At 61.2% G+C, this 19,369-nt stretch carries 21 protein-coding genes and 1 pseudogene; 10 read left to right on the top strand and 12 right to left on the bottom strand.

All coding sequences use genetic code 11. The features are described from left to right. Window positions 1-4: 4 nt before the first annotated feature. The gene (locus tag RT456_RS15440; RefSeq protein WP_313347923.1) at window positions 5-1,147 is read right to left on the bottom strand and encodes a YncE family protein; all 1,143 of its coding nucleotides are present in this window, start codon (window positions 1,145-1,147) and stop codon (window positions 5-7) included. Window positions 1,148-1,401: 254 nt separating this feature from the next. Between RT456_RS15440 and RT456_RS15435 the strand changes: the two genes are divergently transcribed. Continuing rightward, window positions 1,402-1,617, top strand: a complete 216-nt coding sequence (locus tag RT456_RS15435) for a hypothetical protein (RefSeq protein ID WP_313347922.1) — start codon at window positions 1,402-1,404, stop codon at window positions 1,615-1,617. A gap of 59 nt (window positions 1,618-1,676) precedes the next feature. Here the strand turns inward: RT456_RS15435 and RT456_RS15430 are convergent, their stop codons facing one another. Both RT456_RS15430 and RT456_RS15425 read right to left on the bottom strand, forming a co-directional pair. Then, window positions 1,677-1,859, bottom strand: a complete 183-nt coding sequence (locus RT456_RS15430; protein WP_313347921.1) for an antitoxin VbhA family protein — start codon at window positions 1,857-1,859, stop codon at window positions 1,677-1,679. Window positions 1,860-1,925: 66 nt separating this feature from the next. Then, window positions 1,926-2,288 carry an XVIPCD domain-containing protein gene (locus RT456_RS15425; protein WP_313347920.1) on the bottom strand — a complete coding sequence of 121 codons (363 nt, stop codon included), beginning with the start codon at window positions 2,286-2,288 and terminating at the stop codon, window positions 1,926-1,928. A 233-nt stretch (window positions 2,289-2,521) separates the two neighbouring features. Between RT456_RS15425 and RT456_RS15420 the strand changes: the two genes are divergently transcribed. The 9 genes and pseudogenes from RT456_RS15420 to RT456_RS15380 all read left to right on the top strand — a co-directional run bounded on the left by RT456_RS15420 (window position 2,522) and on the right by RT456_RS15380 (window position 10,843). Beyond that, on the top strand, window positions 2,522-3,382 hold the full coding sequence (locus RT456_RS15420; RefSeq protein ID WP_313347919.1) for a hypothetical protein: 861 nt from the start codon (window positions 2,522-2,524) through the stop codon (window positions 3,380-3,382). A gap of 25 nt (window positions 3,383-3,407) precedes the next feature. Next, window positions 3,408-4,736, top strand: a complete 1,329-nt coding sequence (locus tag RT456_RS15415; protein WP_313347918.1) for an XVIPCD domain-containing protein — start codon at window positions 3,408-3,410, stop codon at window positions 4,734-4,736. 20 nt (window positions 4,737-4,756) lie between these two features. Next, window positions 4,757-5,254: a hypothetical protein gene (locus RT456_RS15410; protein ID WP_313347917.1), complete on the top strand. Its 498-nt coding sequence runs from the start codon at window positions 4,757-4,759 to the stop codon at window positions 5,252-5,254. 39 nt (window positions 5,255-5,293) lie between these two features. Then, window positions 5,294-6,163 carry a hypothetical protein gene (locus RT456_RS15405; RefSeq protein ID WP_313347916.1) on the top strand — a complete coding sequence of 290 codons (870 nt, stop codon included), beginning with the start codon at window positions 5,294-5,296 and terminating at the stop codon, window positions 6,161-6,163. 238 nt (window positions 6,164-6,401) lie between these two features. Then, window positions 6,402-7,265, top strand: coding sequence for a hypothetical protein (locus RT456_RS15400; RefSeq protein WP_313347915.1), 864 nt, complete (start codon window positions 6,402-6,404; stop codon window positions 7,263-7,265). A 237-nt stretch (window positions 7,266-7,502) separates the two neighbouring features. Next, window positions 7,503-8,366 (top strand): hypothetical protein, encoded by an 864-nt coding sequence (locus RT456_RS15395; protein WP_313347914.1) that lies wholly within the window; start codon window positions 7,503-7,505, stop codon window positions 8,364-8,366. Between the two features lie 24 nt (window positions 8,367-8,390). Next, window positions 8,391-8,588, top strand: a pseudogene (locus RT456_RS15390) (hemolysin); the annotation flags it as partial. A gap of 158 nt (window positions 8,589-8,746) precedes the next feature. After that, entirely contained in the window at window positions 8,747-9,502 is a 756-nt protein-coding gene (locus tag RT456_RS15385) for a hypothetical protein (protein WP_313347913.1), read from the top strand. 27 nt (window positions 9,503-9,529) lie between these two features. Next, window positions 9,530-10,843: an XVIPCD domain-containing protein gene (locus RT456_RS15380; RefSeq protein ID WP_313347912.1), complete on the top strand. Its 1,314-nt coding sequence runs from the start codon at window positions 9,530-9,532 to the stop codon at window positions 10,841-10,843. A gap of 18 nt (window positions 10,844-10,861) precedes the next feature. Here the strand turns inward: RT456_RS15380 and RT456_RS15375 are convergent, their stop codons facing one another. The 9 genes from RT456_RS15375 to RT456_RS15335 all read right to left on the bottom strand — a co-directional run bounded on the left by RT456_RS15375 (window position 10,862) and on the right by RT456_RS15335 (window position 19,156). After that, on the bottom strand, window positions 10,862-11,761 hold the full coding sequence (locus RT456_RS15375) for a hypothetical protein (RefSeq protein ID WP_313347911.1): 900 nt from the start codon (window positions 11,759-11,761) through the stop codon (window positions 10,862-10,864). A 140-nt stretch (window positions 11,762-11,901) separates the two neighbouring features. After that, window positions 11,902-12,183, bottom strand: a complete 282-nt coding sequence (locus RT456_RS15370; RefSeq protein ID WP_313347910.1) for a zeta toxin family protein — start codon at window positions 12,181-12,183, stop codon at window positions 11,902-11,904. A 65-nt stretch (window positions 12,184-12,248) separates the two neighbouring features. Then, window positions 12,249-15,311 (bottom strand): XVIPCD domain-containing protein, encoded by a 3,063-nt coding sequence (locus RT456_RS15365; RefSeq protein WP_313347909.1) that lies wholly within the window; start codon window positions 15,309-15,311, stop codon window positions 12,249-12,251. 11 nt (window positions 15,312-15,322) lie between these two features. Then, window positions 15,323-15,823 carry a hypothetical protein gene (locus RT456_RS15360; protein WP_313347908.1) on the bottom strand — a complete coding sequence of 167 codons (501 nt, stop codon included), beginning with the start codon at window positions 15,821-15,823 and terminating at the stop codon, window positions 15,323-15,325. A 318-nt stretch (window positions 15,824-16,141) separates the two neighbouring features. After that, window positions 16,142-16,642 carry a hypothetical protein gene (locus RT456_RS15355; protein ID WP_313347907.1) on the bottom strand — a complete coding sequence of 167 codons (501 nt, stop codon included), beginning with the start codon at window positions 16,640-16,642 and terminating at the stop codon, window positions 16,142-16,144. Between the two features lie 155 nt (window positions 16,643-16,797). Next, complete coding sequence (locus tag RT456_RS15350) at window positions 16,798-17,292, bottom strand: hypothetical protein (protein ID WP_313347906.1); 495 nt, start codon at window positions 17,290-17,292, stop codon at window positions 16,798-16,800. A gap of 126 nt (window positions 17,293-17,418) precedes the next feature. Then, a complete protein-coding gene (locus RT456_RS15345) occupies window positions 17,419-17,649 on the bottom strand; it encodes a hypothetical protein (protein ID WP_313347905.1) in 231 nt (76 codons plus the stop codon). Window positions 17,650-18,018: 369 nt separating this feature from the next. Then, a complete protein-coding gene (locus RT456_RS15340; RefSeq protein ID WP_313347904.1) occupies window positions 18,019-18,459 on the bottom strand; it encodes a hypothetical protein in 441 nt (146 codons plus the stop codon). A gap of 364 nt (window positions 18,460-18,823) precedes the next feature. Beyond that, window positions 18,824-19,156 carry a hypothetical protein gene (locus RT456_RS15335; RefSeq protein ID WP_313347903.1) on the bottom strand — a complete coding sequence of 111 codons (333 nt, stop codon included), beginning with the start codon at window positions 19,154-19,156 and terminating at the stop codon, window positions 18,824-18,826. Between the last annotated feature and the right edge of the window lie 213 nt (window positions 19,157-19,369).

Here is a 19,369-nt window from a genome sequence, read left to right as displayed (position 1 = left end):
GCGCTTACAGCGCAATCCGCGCCACAGACTCCTCACTACCCTTCTCGTCCTTGTCACCATTCTTGATGGTCACGTACAGAACGTTTTTCTTCGCATCCAGCGCCAGGCTGTTCGGGTGCGTCGGCACGTCATACGTGCCCACCTTCTTGTAGCTCTCACTGTCATACGCCGTTACCGTGCCCGCCTCGCGGTTGGTCACGTACAGGCGCTTGCGCGGCGCATCCAGCAGCAGGCCCAGCGGGCCGGCATCCGTGGCGATGCTCGCCAGTTCCTTGCCGGTGGTGGGGTCCAGCACCAGCACGCGCTGGCCCGGGTGCTTGGAGACGAAGCCCGGAATGCTGTTGCCCTGGTACTTGCGGATCATTTCCAGGCCCTGGTCGGTCACGAACAGGCGCTTGCCGCTCGGGTCCAGTGCCAGGTTCATCGGCTGCTCGGCGCTGACCTTGAAGCGCTGCTCCACCTTGCCGCTCTCGGTGCCCACCGTGACCACCTCACCCAACAGGTTCGAAGTGAGCACGCGCTTGTTGGCCGCATCCAGCGTGAGGCCCGGCGCCTTGGCGTTGCCCAGGCCGGGAATGGTGTTGATGAGCTTGAGCGACTGCGTGTCCACCACGAACAGCACGCTGCCTTCGCCGGAGTGACCGGTGACGTACAGGCGGTTGTTCGGGGAATCGACCACCAGCTCGCGAAGGTCGTGGGTGTAGCCGGCCTTGCCGTCCTTGCCCACCTTCTTTTCCATCAGCTGCACGATGCCCACGGCCTTGTTGGAGGCGGTGTCGACCACGGTCACCGAGGTGTCCACGGTGTTGCCCACGTACAGGCGGTTGTGGGCGTCGTCGAGGACCACGCCGAAGGCCTTGCGCTCCAGCGGGATCTTGGCTTCAACGGCCAGCGAATCGGGGTTGAGGCGCAGCACCTGGGCAGGGCCGGCCGCGTCGCCGAAGCCGCCCGATGAGGCCACGAACAGCGCGTTCTGGGTGGGGCTGAAGGCCAGCTCATACAGGCCCTGCGCCACAGCGGAACGCTGGACGGAAGTGGTGGCTGCAGCGGTGAGGGCCTTTTCGGCGGCGAAGGCGGACGGGGCGCCGAGGGTCAGGCTGACGGCCAGCGCCAGGGCGGCCGAACGGAACAGGGAACGAGGGTGCATGCGAGCGTCCTTGTGAGAGGCATAGGAAGGATCCTGGCTCGCGTGGCCGCTGGAAGGCGGCCAACCACACGGTCGTTGGACGTGGGAAGGCTGGCTGGCCCGGACATGTTAACAGGAGCGGGTTCGCGAGATCGGCCACAGCTATGGAGGGCGGTGAAACGAGAGGTTTCCCGCGATCTGAGGCCTTGGTACGCCTGCGTCCCATGCTGTGAGACGCCTCTGCGCGATCCTGCCCTCCGCTTCGGAGGATCCACATGAACAAGATCGACACTGAATGGCTGGAAGAGTTCGACCAGGCCATGCTTGGCCTGTTTGCCATCAACCACAGCGACGCCGGCATGGATGAGCAGCTGCTGGTGAGCTACTACGACCTGGAGCCGCGTGAGGCGGCGTTGGCGTTTGGCAATGACTACGATCTGGATCGGGCCGATCCGTTGTGGCCGCCGGCGGGGCTGGCGTTGAACAGCTGAGCCGCCAGCAGGAGCAGGAGCCAAGGGCCGGGCGGCAGAGCGCGGCTATGATCGGACAGTCAAACTCGCTCTGTAGCGACCAGCTCTTCCAGACTGATTGCACCGATCGCAAACATGCGCGCCAGCTCTTCGGCCTCGTTGCTGACAGCGAGGCCCTCTAACGCTAGTGACGCCGCAGCGAACCGTACCGCGTCGACCCGCCTTGCCTGGCTGATGTCATCAAAGTTCTGTCCAGATTCCATGTGGTCTCGCATGAGCTATGAAACGAACTGAGGAGGCTGGGAGGTGCGTAGACAAGCCATAGCGGTCTATTCTGTGTCGCTGCTGGGTGCCTGCGCGGCTGCGTCGAGCTGCTCCAGCAACTCTTCAGGGCGGGGCTGAACCGCAAGTACGGTGCACATGCCTGCGCGCAGGTGGCCAGGGTTGTCCAGCTCGCCCTGCACCACGAACACATTGTGCGCGCCGGGCTGGTCTGCGGTGGGGTGGCTGAGCACCACGTGGTCTACCCGCTTCAGACCGTGGTCCTTGGCCAAGGCAAGCAGGCTGCCGGTGAGGCGCTCGCTGGTCTTGTCGTAGGTGCGGCCGTGGGCTTTGTCGAGCGCGACCACTTCGCGGCGAATCTGCTGGTAGAGCGCCAGATCGGCGGTGTCAGCTCCGTTGTGTTCCTTCACGTTCCTAAGTCCTCCCGAGACTCGTATCGGTTTGCTGTGCCTGCCGAACCGCTTGGGCTCCAGATTATCACGGGCACTTCCGCATACGGGCTGGATGCGTCACGCCTCGCCGCGTGGGCCGTACCCGGCGGCCGCGCTTGGTGTGGCCGTCCGCCGGCCGCAGTGACCCGGTTCCTGTCCCGTTGCCAAGACTTTGCCTATAGTTGGCCCCAATCAATGCAATGGAATGGCCCATGAGCGTGTTGTCATCCGGCCGGTGCCTGACAGTTGCACTTGCCGTCGCCCTGAGCGCCAGCGCATGTGCACGGACGCCGCCTACGGAACAGGAAGGGAAATCGAACATGTCGGAAGCAACTGAAACCGGTCGTACCATCAATGGGCATACCTACACCAATGCACCGGTAGAGGTGAAGCTGGGGCCGAATACCTTCCGGATTCCGGCGAACTACTTCGACAGCCAGATTGGCCCCTTCGACGAGGGCATGGACCTTAAGCTGGAATGGCCGGGCATGACGCCCACGGCGCCTGGGGCTCGAGCTGCACCGAGAACCAATGACTTCTTCCGCGAGATCGCGATTTCTGTTGACTACATCGACCGGCTTCCGATCGAGGGGGCCATGGCCAGGCGCGTGACCAACAACGGTCACACCACCGAAGGTTCGCTTGAGCGTCAGGATCCCTCTGCTCGACTGGATCTCAGGGTGGCGCAGCCCGAACGCATGGGACTCACGCCTTATGCAATCGATGAGGAACTGCGCGTGGCATACGCGCACGCGCAGGAAGCGAAGACAGGGCGCCCGTTCCCGCGGAACCTTTCGTTCGAGCCTGACTGGTACATCGCGCGCTCGGAGAATGGCGACATAGCCACATTCATCAGGTGCGACAACGCGGCATATCGGGAAGATGGTGTTGTACTGGAAGGCGAACAGGCGACGCCGGTGGAGGGCGCTGTCTCAGCGCTGTGTACGCACTACTTTGTTGATGTAGAGAACAGCCTTTCCATCACGCTGAGTTACAAACGCGTATTCCTGAAAGACTGGAAGCGCATTGAGGACGCCGTTCGCGGCATTTTGACCCGCTACAAGGTCAAGTGAGCCGCGGAACTACAGGGAGCCGTAGATGAGTGGATTGACCAATCAAGACGTCAAGGTCCTGGAGAGCTATGTCCGGGCCGGGAACCGAGAGCTTTACTGGAACTATCTCTCGCAGTTGCCAGGAGCGGATGGCTATGGAACGCTGGCACTTGGCGTAGTACGCAATGACAGCCTTCCGGGAGCCGTCGCCAACAGCTATGCGCAGAGCTACGCCAGGGAGCAACACGACAACGGGTCGCGCTTTCCAAATGCGACGCTGTCAGAGCGTCAGTGGGACAGTTTTGGGCAAACGTTGCTCGAGCAGGATCTTCAGCGCCGCCAGTTCTGGATGGACGAGCTCAGGCCCGACCTGGCACTGAACCTTCCTGGCAGAGATGTAATGAAGGCGCACGATCTCGCATTCGAAGCCCACCACCTCGACCCGAATTGCTGGACCCCGCGCGTTCTCCTGCAGGCTGCCCGTGAGAACAGCGGCCCAGAGAAGGTCGAGCAGATCTGGAAGAACATGCTCGACAACGAGAACTGGGGCCTCAATCGCGCAGGGAAGACCGGGCTGGATGCCGTTGCGGAAATGGGGCGGTGGGAAGGCGGCAAGTACGTCGTCAAGCTCACTGCGCTGGAGGTTACGACATTTGCCGAGTCCCGCGCTGCTGTTGATCCAAACTTGGTCGGCGCCAAGAGCTTCTACTCCACGTACTCCGAGCAGGGCAAGAAGTGGTTCAACGTGGGTGTAAGCGACGGCCACGTTTACTCGAGGGAAGAAACCAATCCTGATCGGATTTCCGAACTGAACGATACCCGCAAATTACGGCTCGAGCGCCAGGAAAAGGCCACGCAGTTCCACGAGGAAGACCCTTACCGGACAATCACTCCAAGCCCGAAGACCGCATCTATTGACGGGGTCAATGGCGAGAGGCAGGCGCCCACCCGACTGGCCGATATCGGCCCAGGCCATCCCGAGTACGCGTTGCTCCAGCAGGTCAGGGAAGGTGTAGCCGCCATCGACGCCAAGCACGGCCGCGCCCCTGACGAGAACAGCGAGCGCCTGACCGCCAGCGTGATGGCACTGACCCGCCAGAACGGATTGGACCGTGCGGACCACGTGCTGCTTAGTGCGCAGACCACCGACAGCGCTTCCGGGCGCAATGTGTTCGTGGTGCAAGGTGATCTGGTTGACCCGGCGCACCGCCGCGCATCCATGCCAACGGACGTGGCGGTGCAGACCCCGGTAGAGCAATCGCTGCAGCGCTTGGACGTTGCCGGGCAGGAGCAGCGGGCGTTGGCAGTGCAGACTGAGCAGCTCAGCCAGCAGGATCAGCGCGAGGTTGAGGCACGCAGCGTGCGGGTGGGTTGATTTGCTTGGAAGGAAAACCAATGACCAGTATTTCGCAGCAAGAGCCACGCTCCGCCATCGAGAACGAGAGCGGCGTCAGAATCCTGCTTTCCAGATTGCAGGGCGCGTTGCCGGACGGTGGTGATCCGGCCGAGTACCAGTACGTGTTCCTTCGTGGCAGCGAGAGGGTAGGCTTCCTTGGTCTCAGAGGCGGTAAAGATCGCTTTCAGTTTGAGCCGCGGCGGGAGTGGGCGTACTCCCTGGACATGACCCGTGAAGTGACACTGAAGTCCATGCTGAAACAGAAGCCCGTGTTCATGAGTGCAGACGGCGACTTCGAATTTCTTTGCTCTCTCGCGTACGGTCTTCTCTTCTCTGCCAACGAAGGCGGATCGTCCCATGACGATGTGCGTCACCTCGCAATTACTACGCTCAACGCTATAAGCGGTGTCGGCATTCTTTCCGTCCCCCCCGAAGTCGTTTCGCCCAATGGCACAGTCGTCCTGGCAGAGATATTCATCCCCGGGACCGCCAACTGACAAGGACGGCGCCCCCTGCCAATAGCATTGGAATCGCTCATGAATGCAATGTCGTCGCCTTCCGGATGCTGCCTGACAGTTGCACTCGCCGTCGCCCTGAGCGCCAGCGCCTGTGCAAAGGCGCCGCCTACGGAACAGGAAGGAAAATCGAAGCTGTCGGACGCAACTGAAACCGGTCGCACCATCAATGGGCACACCTACACCAATGCACCGGTAGAGGTGAAGCTGGGGCCGAATACGTTCCGGATTCCGGCCAACTACCTGGACAGCCAGATTGTGCCGTGGCCTGGTGAGGGGGTGAGCTTGGTGATCGAATGGCCGGATATGAAGCCGACGCCGCCAGGAGCGCGAGCCAACCCGCGCACCAATGATTTCCGCAAGGAAATCCGCGTATTGATCGACTACATCGACAGGGTCCCGATCAGAGATCTGTTGGGGCGGTATGTGACCAACGATTCCATCACAGAGGAAGGCTGGATTGAGCGCCGGGATCCATCAGTCCGCCTGGATCTACGCGTTGCCCAGCCAGACCGGCTAGGCCTGACCCCCTACGCCATCAACGAATCGTTGATGGAGGACTATGCGCGTGCGTATGAGGCCAAGTACGGCCACCCACATCCACGCAACCCTGCCTTCGAAGACGCCTGGTACGTTGCGCGGGCGCCGGATGGTGCGATCACTACCTTCATCAAATGCGACAGCGCCAAGTACTCAGCCGACGGCCTTGAGATCGAGGGTAACGATATCGTTGATGCAGAAGGCGAAACCGTTGCAAGCTGCAAACATTACATAGTGGACATCGAGAACAGCCTTTCCATCAGCCTCAACTACAACCGCGTGTTCCTCAAGGATTGGAAAGCCATGGAGTACGCCACGCGCGACGTGCTAAGCCGGTCACTAGTCAACTGAGCTCCCTGCGGATGGGTAAAGTCTCGAGAGGGCGTGCCCGCTTCGCACTGGCTCTTAAGACAGCACCATTCTGGGCGCGTCGTATGTGTGTACCTTCGGCTATGTGTCCGCAGCAAGCTGGATGCGTCACGTCGTAGTGAATCCGCCGCCCTTCATCCATCGGCCATCTCCCCGTAGTCCTGTCCTGTTCCGCGGACTTTGCCTATAGTTGACCCCAACCAATGCAATGGAATGGCCCATGAGCGTGATGTCATCCGGCCGGTGCCTGACAGTTGCACTTGCCGTCTTCCTGAGCGCCAGCGCATGTGCACGGACGCCGCCTACGGAACAGGAAGGGAAATCGAACATGTCGGAACCAGCTGAAACCGGTCGTACCATCAATGGGCACACCTATACCAATGCACCGGTAGAGGTGAAGCTGGGGCCGAATACGTTCCGGATTCCGGCCAACTACCTGGACAGCCAGATTGCGCCGTGGCCTGGTGACGGTGTCAGCTTGGTGATCGAATGGCCGGATATGAAGCCGACTCCGCCGGGAGCGCGAGCGAATCCGCGCACCAATGATTTCCGCAAAGAGATCTCTGTACTCATAGACTACATTGATCGGGCTCCCATTGAGACTTCGCTGGAGCGACTTTCGTCAAACAACGCCGTCACGGAGGAAGGTTCCGTAGAACGTAGAAACCCCAAAGACCGTCTCGACCTTCGTGTTGCCCAGCCCGAGCACATGGGACTCATCCCCTACGCCATCGACCAGAACCTGATGGATGCCTACTCGCGGGACTATGAAGCCCGCTACGGCCGGCCTTACACGCGCAATCCCGCATACCAGGACGACTGGTACATCGCCCGTGGCGCGGGTGGAGAGCTCACCACGTTCATCAAGTGCGACAACACCGCCTTCCGCAAGGATGGCGTTCGCCTTGAGGGTGATCAGGTCATCAGCATAACGAAGGAAGTCGCAGCGAGCTGCGATCACTACATGTCCGATGTGGCGAACAGCCTGTCCATCAGGCTGAGCTACAAGCGCGCGTTCCTCAAGGATTGGAAAGCCATGGAGTACGCCACGCGCGACGTGCTAAGCCGGTCACTAGTCAACTGAGCTCCCTGCGGATGGGTAAAGTCTCGAGAGGGCGTGCCCGCTTCGCACTGGCTCTTAAGACAGCACCATTCTGGGCGCGTCGTATGTGTGTACCTTCGGCTATGTGTCCGCAGCAAGCTGGATGCGTCAAGTTGTAGTGAATCCGCCGCCCTTCATCCATCGGCCACCTCCTCGTAGTCCTGTCCTGTTCCGCGGACTTTGCCTATAGTTAGCGCAACCAATGCAATGGAATGGCCCATGAGCGTGTTGTCATCCGGCCGGTGCCTGACAGTTGCACTTGCCGTCGCCCTGAGCGCCAGCGCATGTGCACGGACGCCGCCTACGGAACAGGAAGGGAAGTCGAAGATGTCGGAAGCAACTGAAACCGGTCGTACCATCAATGGACACACCTACACCAATGCACCGGTAGAGGTGAAGCTGGGGCCAAGTACCTTCCGGATTCCGGCGAACTACCTGGACAGCCAGATTGCGCCGTGGCCGGGTGACGGTGTCAGCTTGGTGATCGAATGGCCGGATATGAAGCCGACGCCGCCGGGAGCGCGAGCGAATCCTCGGACAAATGATTTCCGCAAGGAAATCCGCGTGCTGGTTGACTACGTCGACAGGGTTCCGATAGAGAGCCTGCCGGAGCGGTTTACGTCAAACGATGGCATCACCCCCGAGGGCTCCCTTGAAAGGAAGAATCCTTCGAAACGCCTTGATCTTCGCGTCCCGCAGCCAGAGCAGTTCGAATTGGTTCCCTACGCGATCAACGAAGCGTTGATGGACGACTATGGACGCGCGTATGAGGCCAAGCATGGCCGGCCGTATACGCGCAATCCGCGATACGAGGACGATTGGTACATAGCTCGAGGCCCGGACGGCGCGCTTACCACTTTCATCAAGTGCGACAGCCCCAAGCACTCTGGCGACGGCTTGGAGATCAAGGGTAGCGACATCGTCGATGCGCCGGGTGACACAGTTGCCAGTTGCACCCACTACATCGCCGACATCGCAAACAGCCTTTCCATCAGCATCAACTACAACCGCGTGTTCCTCAAGGATTGGAAGGCCATGGAAGTGGCCATTCGGGACATCTTGGATCGCTCCAAGGTCAAGTAATCCCCGCATTTACAGGAGTTGGATATGAGTGGATTGACTGCGCGCAATCTGGAAGTTTTGGAGCAGTACGCGGATACCGGCAACCGGGAGCTTTACTGGAACTACCTTTCCCAGCTTCCTGGAGCCGATGGCTACGGAACGTTGGCACTGGGCGTGGTTCGTAACGACAGCGCTCCGGGTCAGGTTGCCAACAGCTATGCCCAGCCCTATGCATCTTCGCAAGGTGACATGGCCTATAGTTGACCCCAACCAATGCAATGGAATGGCCCATGAGCGTGATGTCATCCGGCCGGTGCCTGACAGTTGCACTCGCGGTCGCCCTGAGCGCCAGCGCCTGTGCAAAGGCCCCACCCACGGAGAAGGGACACAAGGAGACTGCCATGTCTGAAGATTCGAGCCAGAGCCACGCAGTCGATGGCTATACCTACACCACGGCGCCGGTGGAGGCGAAGCTGGGGCCGCACCGCTATGCCTTCCCCGCCAACTTGTACGACGACCAGATTGGCCCTTCCGTTGGCGGTGGCATCGCACTGACCTTCATGTGGCCCGGTCTGCAGGCAGCTCCTCCCGGTGATCGCCCAACACGCAGCATGGAAGATCACTACCGGGCGATTACCGCCTCAATCGACTATCTGGATGCGGTTTCGGCATCGGAGCTGCTCCCGCGCCTGACCGATACGCAGGCAACCACCGAGGAAGGGTCGGTCAATCGCAATGATCCCCGACGTCGTCTGGATCTGCGCAAGGCTGGCACCAGCAAGTTTGGCCTGACGCCCTATGCCATCGATGAAGATCGCATGGCGTTGTTTGCCAAGGAATACGAGACGAAGCGTGGGCAACCGCTCACACGTAACGCCCGTAAAGAGGACGAGTGGTACATCGTCCGGGCGCCTGACGGCCAGCTGGCGACCTTCATCAAGTGCCACCACCCTGAAGGTGGGAACGAAGGCCTCGCGATCCAGGGCGACCTGCTCGTTCCCGATGCCACGGTCAAGGTTGCCAGCTGCACGCATTACTTCGTCGATACCAAGGACAACCTTGGCGTGACCCTGTTCTATCCACGGGTGCTGCTGAAGGATTGGAAGGTGATGGAAGAAGCCACCCGCGCAGCATTAGCGCGCTACAAGGCGCAGTAACCCAAGGATGTTCTGGAGGAACAACGCATGAGCGGATTGAATCAAAAGGATATCGATATCCTGCGGGAGTACGCCTCCAAGGGAAACCGTGAGCTTTACTGGAACTACCTGGCGCAGACCGAGGGCTCGGACGGCTATGGGCTGCTGGCGCTCGGCGTAGTACGCAACGACAACCTGCCCGGGCAGGTGGCGAATGCCTACGCGCAATCGAAGGCCAGTGACCAGCACGATCGCGACCCAAGGTTTCAGAACCGCGTACTGACAGAGCGTGAGTGGGAGGACTTCGGACAGACCCTGCTGGATCGCGACCTTGAACGGCGCGAGTACTGGATGGGCTCGCGCCGGCCAGACCTGGCACTGAACCTTCCAGGCAGAGATGTACAGGTTGCGCATGACAAGGCCTTCGTCGAGCACGGCCTGGATCCCAACTGCTGGACACCTCGCATCCTGCTGGAAGCTGCGCGGAAGAATCTGAGCGAAGATGCCGCCGAGGACGTCTGGAAGCAAATGCTCAACAACGGTATGGGCGGAACTGCGCGAGCGTGGAACACAGCCAATCACGCGTTCGACGCCATGCCGAAAGTGCAGGCAGGCGCCTACGTGGTAAAGCTGGGCGTGTATGAAATGGCGATGATGGATCAGGCACTTCCGGCCGTTGATCCTAATGTCATCGGTGTCCGCAGCTACCATCACATATACGACGAGAAGGCGGGCACATGGCAACGCTTTACCGAGGGTGGCGTCCCAATGCAGGAGCGCAACGCACGGGTGATTGAAGGCCTGAACGAAGCGCGCGAGGTGCGCCTGGAGCGCCAACTCAAGGGAACCCAGTTCCATGAGGACGACCCCTATCGGCAGCGCATCGAAACACCCAAGGTGGTTCTTAATGACGCACCCGGGCAGGAGCAGAGCACCCGCATCGCTGGGCTGAAGCCGGGCGATGAGCACTACCAGCTGTATCAGCAGATTCGCGAGCATGTGGCAGCGCTGGACGCCAAGCATGGACGCAGTTTTGACGAGACCAGCGAGAGGCTTTCGACTAGCCTCACCGCGCTGGCCGTGGAGAACAAACTCGACCGGGCTGACCATGTGGTGTTCAGCCAAGCCACCACCGACGCTGCGGCGGGGCGCAACATTTTCGTGGTGCAGGGCGACCTCGGCAACCCCGCACACCTACGCGCTGCGATGCCGACGGAGGTGGCTGTACAGACGCCAGTTGAGCAGTCGCTGCAACGGCTGGAGGTGGCTGGCCAGGACCAGCAGGCGCTGGCGATGCAGACCGAACAGCGCACCCAGCAGGATCAGCGCGAGGTTGAGGCACGAAGCATGCGGATGGGTTGACTGTGCGCGGAGGACCGGTCACTGCCCCTCGACCAACCTCAGTATCTCCGTCACCCTGCGTTCCAGGTCCCTGCGCTCCGCGTTACTGCGCAGATCCCTCTTCAAGTAGGCCTCGAAGTCTTCGCCAGTACATCCGTTCTGGACGAGACACAGCGTCCCCATCAGCGTGCTGGAGGGGCCGCAGTCGTACCCCATGCGGCACGCCGCCACCATCCATGCCCAGCTGGCCTGCTCCCCTGTCGTCAGCGCCGCAGTGGGATCATCCGGGGTGACACTGTAGTTGGTCCCCAGCGTGCCCCCCATGGCGAACACAGCCGCAGGATCATTGGACGCCAGTACCTCCTCAAACAGCCGGGCAGATTCGGCCGGATCCGGGCTCTTCTGCTTGAACGCATTGTCCATCAGACGAGAGGGCAGGTCGCCGTTCTCGGCAGCCTGCGCGTACCAACCACGGATAAGGTCCACCGGCACGATGGCCCCGCCATCCACTGCGTCACACTGTGCGACACGATCGTGCAGTGCCTGCTCCAGCACAGCGGGCCGTGCGGGCTCTCTCATCATGCGTCTGTTGAGGTCGAGACCTTTGATGAACCCCTCGCGGTCAAGGTTGACCATGAAGCAGGCGTCATAGGCCTCCGCGAGTTTGCGTTGCGCCACGGCGTCACCGGCCTTCGCACGCTGCTTGAGCTCTTCGAAGGCCCTTACCCTGTCGGCCGCTGCAGGGCGGCCGCGGGCGGCCTGAGCGCCCGTGCCATCACCGAGCATGCCTGCTGAAGCTGGCGACTGTACTGCCGCAGCCTTCGGACTCTGTTCGGTCGGCACCGCAACACGCGTTGCAGGAACCTGCCGCCAGAGTGCAAAGCCCACCAATGCCGCAACAGCCACCGCCCCCAGCAACAGCCGCGCTCGTCCATCCATGGCGCCAACTCCCTTTGTCTTTGTGGGCGCGACCCGTTTAGTCCTGCGAGTGTAACCTCCACCAGGCCGGGCGTTTCCCAGGGTGCGCGTCGCCCAAAACGGCCGAATGAAGACGGACCCGTAACCGAGCAGCGCCTCCGTCAGCGCCCTTGAATCGCGTTCAGCCTCGCCGGCAGAAGCTCATAGGCGCTGTCATGAACGGCCTTTGAGATGTAGCGACCGTAGCCTTCGTTATGCACGCCATCTGTAAATCGCACATCCAAGGTGACCTCGCTTTCCAACCGGTGCGCCGCTACGGCGCGCAGCTCCACGGCGTAGCCACGGTCTTTCATGCCTTTGACGAGGTACGGAGAAACGAGCGAGCCATCCGTGAAGGAGAGGTCCAGGATCACATGCTTCATCAGGCTGGCAGTGTGGTACATAAACCGAGACTATCGGGAAAGTCTGTTATGGCAGCGTGCAATGCATGAGGCACGCCGCAGTGTGGCTACCCCATGCGCATCGCAGACCGCTGCACCTCCTGCTGGTCTCCCATCTCACGCTGGCGGGTCAACTGTTGTGCTTGTTCCTGCTCCTTCGCCACCACGTCAAACTGCGCCATCGACTGCTCGAACGGCGCCGTCACCGCCTGCTGGGTCGGCATGCCCGCACGCAGGTGTCCGGGGTCGTTCAATTCCCCCTGCACCACAAAGACGTTCTGCCCGCCAGGTTGGTTCGCCGTGGGACGGCTGAGTACCACGTGGTCTACATGGTCCATGCCGTTGCCCTTGGCCAATACCAACAGGCTGCCGGTGAGGCGTTCGCTGGTCTGGTCGTACGTGCGGCCATGGGCGGCGTCGAGCGCTGTGACCTCCTTGCGAATCTCCTGGTACAGCCCGTGATCGGGGTGGTTCGGGTTCGTCGGCGTCCAAGGCACCGCCTCGACCGCTGGAACTTCCCGGACCGGGGCCGCCTGCTGAACTGGAGCAACCGCTGAGGGCACTGCATTTGGCGCATGCGGTTCCTGCGCGGGCATCTGTTCCGGCCTTGGCGGCTGACTCGGCGCGTTCACCGTCACCGCGTCCAGGGTGGTGATGTGGGCTTCATCGCGCGCAGCCGCGGTGACAGCCGGTTGCTGGTGCAGCGACTGGATCTTCGCCACGTCCTCCATGGTGGTCGTGGCTGTAAGCACCATGCGGCCACCCGCGTCGCCGAACGCCGCGATGGCGCTCTCGGCGCTGGGCGCATGGGTGCGTGGGTCTGGCATGAGCTCGAGCACCAGGTCGCCCTGTCGTCCGCTGCTGGCAAGGTTCTGCTCCACTGCGGCCGCCGTTGCCGCCAGCTGTTGCTCGGTGCGTTCGATGCCGTGCTGCTTGTACAGCGCGTCCACCTGGCCACGGATGCCCTCAGGTGCAAGCTGGACGTTGGCCTTGATTTCCTCGGCCATGTCATTCAAGCCCGCCACGCCAGCCTTCTGACTCTGCCAGGTGACCTCGAGCTCTTCGCTCACGTTGCGGTTGGCGGCGCTGTGGAAGACAAGGCCCTCGCTGGCCCACTGCCCGGCCGGGTCGCGGGTGTAACGATTGCCGTCACTTGCGCGCAGGGTGTCTGCGCCGTCCCGTGCATTCTGGATGGCCAGCGGAATAGACGGATTCTCTGAATCGCCAAAGTCGCTCCAGCGCCCCTGCTCGTACGCCACCATGTAGCGTGCGGCCATGGCCGCAGGCGTGTTGGCGGCGTTCTGGGCGATCACCGCACGCGACTGTTCGTCCAGTTGCAGCGACTGCTCCGCGGAAACCGGGGCCGTTCGCGTGATGGGCACATGGCCGTCAACCATCTGCTTGATTTCCAGCTCCCATTGCCGGGACGCGGGGTCGCGCACAAAGGCGCGCCCGGTCTCGAATGGACCCGGTGCTGGACCCTGATCGTCCCTCGCCCTCAGGCGGTACGGGTCCTGCGCAGGCGGCGGGTTGGTCAGGCCCAGCTCGTACGAGGCCTTGGCGGCCTTCCAGTCCAGCTGCCGCTCCAGCGTGCCGGTGGCCACGTAGTGCGTGCGGACCGTGACGTCCTCGCCCAGGGCGGTCTGCACCGGCCTTACCTCCACCCCACTTCCGAGGTCGCCGCTCTGCACCTGCTGCTGATCCGAGGCACGCAGCCAGCGTCTGTCCGGGTTGGCAGGGTCGCGCGTCCACACGCGCCCCATGGGGTCTTCCTGCTTGAAGATGCGGTCGATGTCACGCTGCTCGGCCCATCGGTCGCCGAGGTGGGCACCGAGCACACCGCCGCCGATGCCGGCAACGATGGCACCGGGGCCGGTCCACGAACCCGTTGTGAGGCCGACGCCTGCGCCAGCGACGAAGCCGCCTAGCGCACCACCGACATTGGCGCCGACGAAGTGGGCAGCGGTGGAGTCCGCGCCTGCCGCATTGCCTTGCGAATACAGCTCCACCCATTTGTGACCGGTGGTGCCGAACTCATGCGCCATCAGCGCCACGCCGGCAATACCGGCGACCTTCATGCCGGGGCTGAGGCCCGGGTGCGCGGCACGGGGCGCGGACTCTGCGGCCACCTCGGCGAGGGTCGCCGCTCCGCTCGGAGGGCCGCGCGGTGCGCCGGGCTGAGATGGCGCGTGTGGTACGGGTTCTGCAGCATCCGCATGCAGCCGCGGACCCGTCGCGAGACTACCGCGTGCGACGTGCCACTCCGCGCGGGTAGCCGCCATCTCGCTGAGATTGAAGGACTTGAATTCGTGAAGCGGTCGATCGAAGAGAACCTGGTCTACAGCGTCATAGCCATCGATGGGCTTGAGCTGAAGACGGACCTCGGCGACGGTGACTGGCTGACCGCTGTTGAGACTGGCCGCCTCGGCCAGCGACCGCTCAAGCGCCTGATACTCAGCGGCAGACTTGCTCACAAACGCCAGTGGTTCTGGCCCGAAAGCGCTTACTGGATACCCGTTAATCCTTACGTCGGGATGTTCGAGCGCGGTGGTGAGCTCAAAGTTGCTGAAGCCCCGATTGGCTGGTGCATTCTCGACCAATGCAAGCAGGGGATTGCCAGTACTGATGGCATTTTCAAAGAACTTGGGGCTACCAGCGTTCCACATCATGTCCCGCAAGGCGGCGGCGTGGTCACCAAACAATGGCTCCACGCCACTGGCATCCATATACCTTTGCAGCTTCTCCCCGGCAGCCATGAAATCAGGATGCCGCGCTGGGTGGGACTCCACGTCCGTTATATACACCCCCCAGGGAGTGTCACCAATGATTCCGGCCTTACCGCCCAGATCACGTCCGTAATTGACCGCGTTCTGATAGTTCGAAACGTTTAAACTATCAACACCCGAAAATGCCACGTAGTCAACGCCAGCGGGTAGCCGTGGCGGGAGTGCTTGCATCTTTGCTGACACGAACTCCGCGTAGCTGGATGCGCTATCAGGACCGGATCCAGCGGATTTTAGATAGTGGACGACGCTGTCGATCTGCTGCGGAGACAGCGGGCTGCCGTCAGAGATATTCGTTGCACGGGCTAACGTGGTTCGCGCGAAGTCATCGAAGACGAAGTTGGTCATGAGGGCTCGCTTCAGGCTTCACGCGCGGGCACGAACAGTTCGGCGAGCACGATCGTTCCATCGGGTAGCGAAGGGACGCCGCCAGGCACTGCAATCCCCGCGCCTAGTAGCGCGTCGGCATGAGTGATTGCGATGTAGCGCCGGCTGAATCTTGCCCGCCCATGCCGGACGAAGACGTTCACCAAGCCTTCCGCAAGGCTTTGCAGGAAGGCAAAGTCGTCATCGCTGTTGCACAGCGTCCTCTTGAAGCCAAGCACGGCCTCCAGTACCCATGCCAGCGTCATATCAAGTGGGTAAACCCTGGCAGGCTGAGTCGAACCCGCGACCGCGTCTTCAGTACCGAAGAGCCCCAGACCTCCTATGCGAACGTCGTCTCGTAGAAATGCGTACTGATACTCAATCCCTTCGCGCCCATCCGTGAACGCATGGGGAACCATCCTGGGAAGAGCAATGGTCACGTCATTGCGCACTTCAAAGAGAGACGGCGTTGATGGGACGAAGTCGATTGTCATGTCTCTTCCTTTAGAAATCCTGTCTGTCGGCACGCCGATCACGGGCGGGCAAGCGCAACCTTTGAGGCCGCCGCCTATCGATCATTACTTTGCAGCCAATGGTCATCGATTCCAAGGCCGTGGGCAAGGCGGGCAACCCGTACCCTCGTCACCCATCACACTTCAGTGGGCCGCTTCTCTCAGAACTGGCTAAAGCCGACATACCAGCAACCGCAGATCGGAACACGAGCATCGACGTTCTTCTACAGACGCCCAGCTAGCCAAAGGTGCGCCTGAGCAGTACGACGCCACGCCGAAGGGATTGCCCACCGGTTCCCGTCAGACAGCACGCCCAGGAACAGATAACTGGGCGAGCACGATATTGCCGTCAGGGGGTGCAAGGTAGCCGACAGGTACGGGCGCACCAACCTGCGCCAAGTCTTCGGCGCTGGCGACGACCAGATAGCGTCTGCTCTCGGAATTGGCGGTTTTGCCCGCGAAAACATTCACCAGGCCCTGTGCCAGGCAGCGGACAAAGACGAATTCATCGCTTGCGTCGCCCAGGAACCTCTTGAACTTCAGCATATCCGTCAGTATTTCAGACGGGCGCAGATCGAGTGTGTAGATCAAGCCGCGCTTCCCATCCATCTCGGAATCGACTGCGGTTCCGAAAAATCCCATTGCACCCACCCGCTCATCGCCTCGGCGGAATGTGTACTGGTACTCGACGCTGGCACCCCCTTCCAGCCGCTCATCCAGAAGAATTCGAGGGTGCGAAATCCTGACGCCACTGCCCTCATCAAATGAGGTGTTTGCGCTTGGCTTGAAGTTGATCGACATCACTCTTCCTTGGTTTGCTTCAGTTCTGGTGACACCGCCTCCGTGCTTGACTCCAAACCCGCCAAGCCAAGGATGATTGTCACAGCTTACCTGCGAGTCGTACTGGCAACCTGCGCATGTACATGCAACTGGACCAGCCGGTGTCTTTCCAGGCCTCAACCAGCATGCGCGGGAACCACCACCTGGGCCAAGACGATCACGCCATCGCCTGTAACATCTGTTCCGCCTGGCATCTCCACGCCAGCCTGAGCCAGTGCTGCAGACGTAGTGACGGCCACGTATCGCAGGTTGTCTTCATTGTCGACCTGCCCTGCGTATGCCATCACAAGTCCGTTTGCGAGGCAGCGCACAAAGGTGAAGTCGTCATCCGTATCACCCAGCGTCTGTTTGAACTCGACCATCGACGAAACAAGCCAGTCGTGGCCAAGATCCAAAGTGAACACCCACTCTTTGAGTCCATCCGTCTCGACTTCAGCGTCCGTGCCGAAGAAGCCCAATCCCCCTATCATTCTTCCGTCGCGGATGAACGCGTACTGATACTCCGTACCCTGCTGGCCGTCTGGCAACACGGCAGGAAGGATTCGAGGCTCCGGAATTGACACTCGATGGATCGGATCAAAGGAAGATTGCAATCGGGGTTGAAAGATCATCAGTTGAGTACTCCGTGTAGCTCGTCGCTTCGTGGGGGCTGGATCCTGGTGGTTCTGGGTAACCGACGATTCCGCTTAGGCACCCCCTCCGTCCGATTGCTCAGGGCGCCGTAAGCTGCGGCAGGATCAGGCGCTTCGCTGGTCAGTGCTGGCCAGAACCGTCACGGCAGCCAGGACAAGCTGTCCATCGGGCTGGATCAATGAATCGTCCGAGATGAGAACGCCGGCGCCTTCCAGCGCACCGACATTGGTCAAAGCGACGTAGCGGAGATTGTCGTCGTTGCCATTGCAGCCTGCATAGGCAAGCACAAGACCTTGCGCAAGCCCGCGCAGGAAGGTGAAATCGTCGCCAGTCACTCCGAAGTCCTGCTTGTATCGGAGCATGGACCTGATGATGGCCTCTCGACCAAGATCAAAGGTGAACACCCACTCCCGAAATACCCCATCTACCACAACCTCATCGGGTCCCTCGAAGCCGAGTCCACCGATCCGGTCGTCAGCGCGATAGAACGAGTACTGGTACTCGGTCCCAGCCCTGCCACTGGCTAGAGTAGTTGGAAGAATTCTTGGCCGCGGGATCGAAACATCGCTGGCCGGATCGTAAGAGGAATGTGATCTGGACTGGAAACAAAGAGGCATCGTTCTTCCTTGGGGTGGTGCGTCAGCCATTCAATTTGCTTCTGTGCTCATGGCCTGCGGGCTCGATGCATATCCTAAAGGCTCTGCTTAATTACCAAAGTATTCCCAGAGGCCTTCATCGGTCTGCCATACATGCTTCCGGGCAATTTGGGACATCAGCCGGGCTTTCGCTTCCGCTGCGGCCGTCAACTCGGCATCACCCGTCGACTTTGCTGCCTCCAGCTCGCGTCGTGCCTCCAGCAGAAATGACTCAAGCCTCCCCTCCAACGCCCAGACGGCAAGCTCAAATGGCGCCGCAGCACCACCTTGTCTCTGGGCTACCGAATCAAGCACTTCTTGAAGGCGCTCGATGTGACCCGGGTATTCGCTAAGCAGTTCCTGCAGGTTCACGGGCACCGGAGGTGGTACAGCATGCATGACTGGGCTCCCCTTCATAGAATTTGATGCACGGCGTTGCGGTTGCATATCATCAATGGCTCCGCCACCACCTCCAACCCTGAAGATGCCCGCAAGCATCAGGTGCAGCATGCGGGAGATGGACAGTGCACCTGTAGAGTGCAGTTCGGGCAGTCTTTCGCCGCACCGTATCTGCCGCCACATACCCCGTGCCAGGGAGCAGGGTGTCATAGCCCTTACCTTTGGGGTATCGGAATAATCTGATCCGCGGCCTAACTCGGACTAGGCTGCGCCTTACTTTGCAGTCCGCCTGGCCGACCCCACACGTCCGAGCCAGCCGCCTCGCGACGTGCGAATCAACCCTAACCAGGATCTGCAGCTACCAAAGTCCACCGCACGGACGGAACCGCCCTCGACACGGACAAGCCAATGCGCCCTCAGCATGACGCAGGACCACCGGAACCGCACGGCGCGGCCCTCCGGTGGTCGCGGGCACTTATAGGTCGCCGGAGGGAGAAGTGCTCCACCCATGCTGCCGCCGCCCCATCTCATCCACGTCCCGGTCATCGTCCGCGAACCGGGCCACCGCGTCTGGCACGTGGTTGGATGCCATGACCGCATCCAGGGCGACAATCGCCGAGACGCGCTTGGCCGATTCCAGTCGCTTCGCCTCGTTGTGCGCCTCCGTGCGGCAGTGCATGTACACGTACTCCCGCATCAGCTGCCGGAGCACCTGCGCTCCGGTAAGGTTTTCGGTTGCCGTTGCTGCCTCGAACTTGGTGAGCAGCGCTTCATCGATCTCCAGCTGGATCAAGACACTCTTCTTCATGACGTCCTCCTACTGCTTCGGGTTGAGCGGGCATGCGCGTACGCACCGCACCTGCGGTGCAATGGCATGCTCGTTGGTGAAATTCAGAGCGGGGGTCTACGGAGGCTTGGCGTTCAATGTCGCCAGGCTTCGAGCGCTCTGTAGGGTGTAGCGGGTGCTGAACCTGCCCCCTTGAATCGGACGCCTTAAAGCACGGATTTAGGCGGCGGATTT

This window comes from Stenotrophomonas sp. (genome assembly GCF_032099025.1).
In the GTDB taxonomy this organism is placed as follows: Bacteria; Pseudomonadota; Gammaproteobacteria; order Xanthomonadales; family Xanthomonadaceae; genus Stenotrophomonas.
Note: the sequence above shows the minus strand (reverse complement) of the source record. Positions and strands in the feature narration are given on the sequence as shown.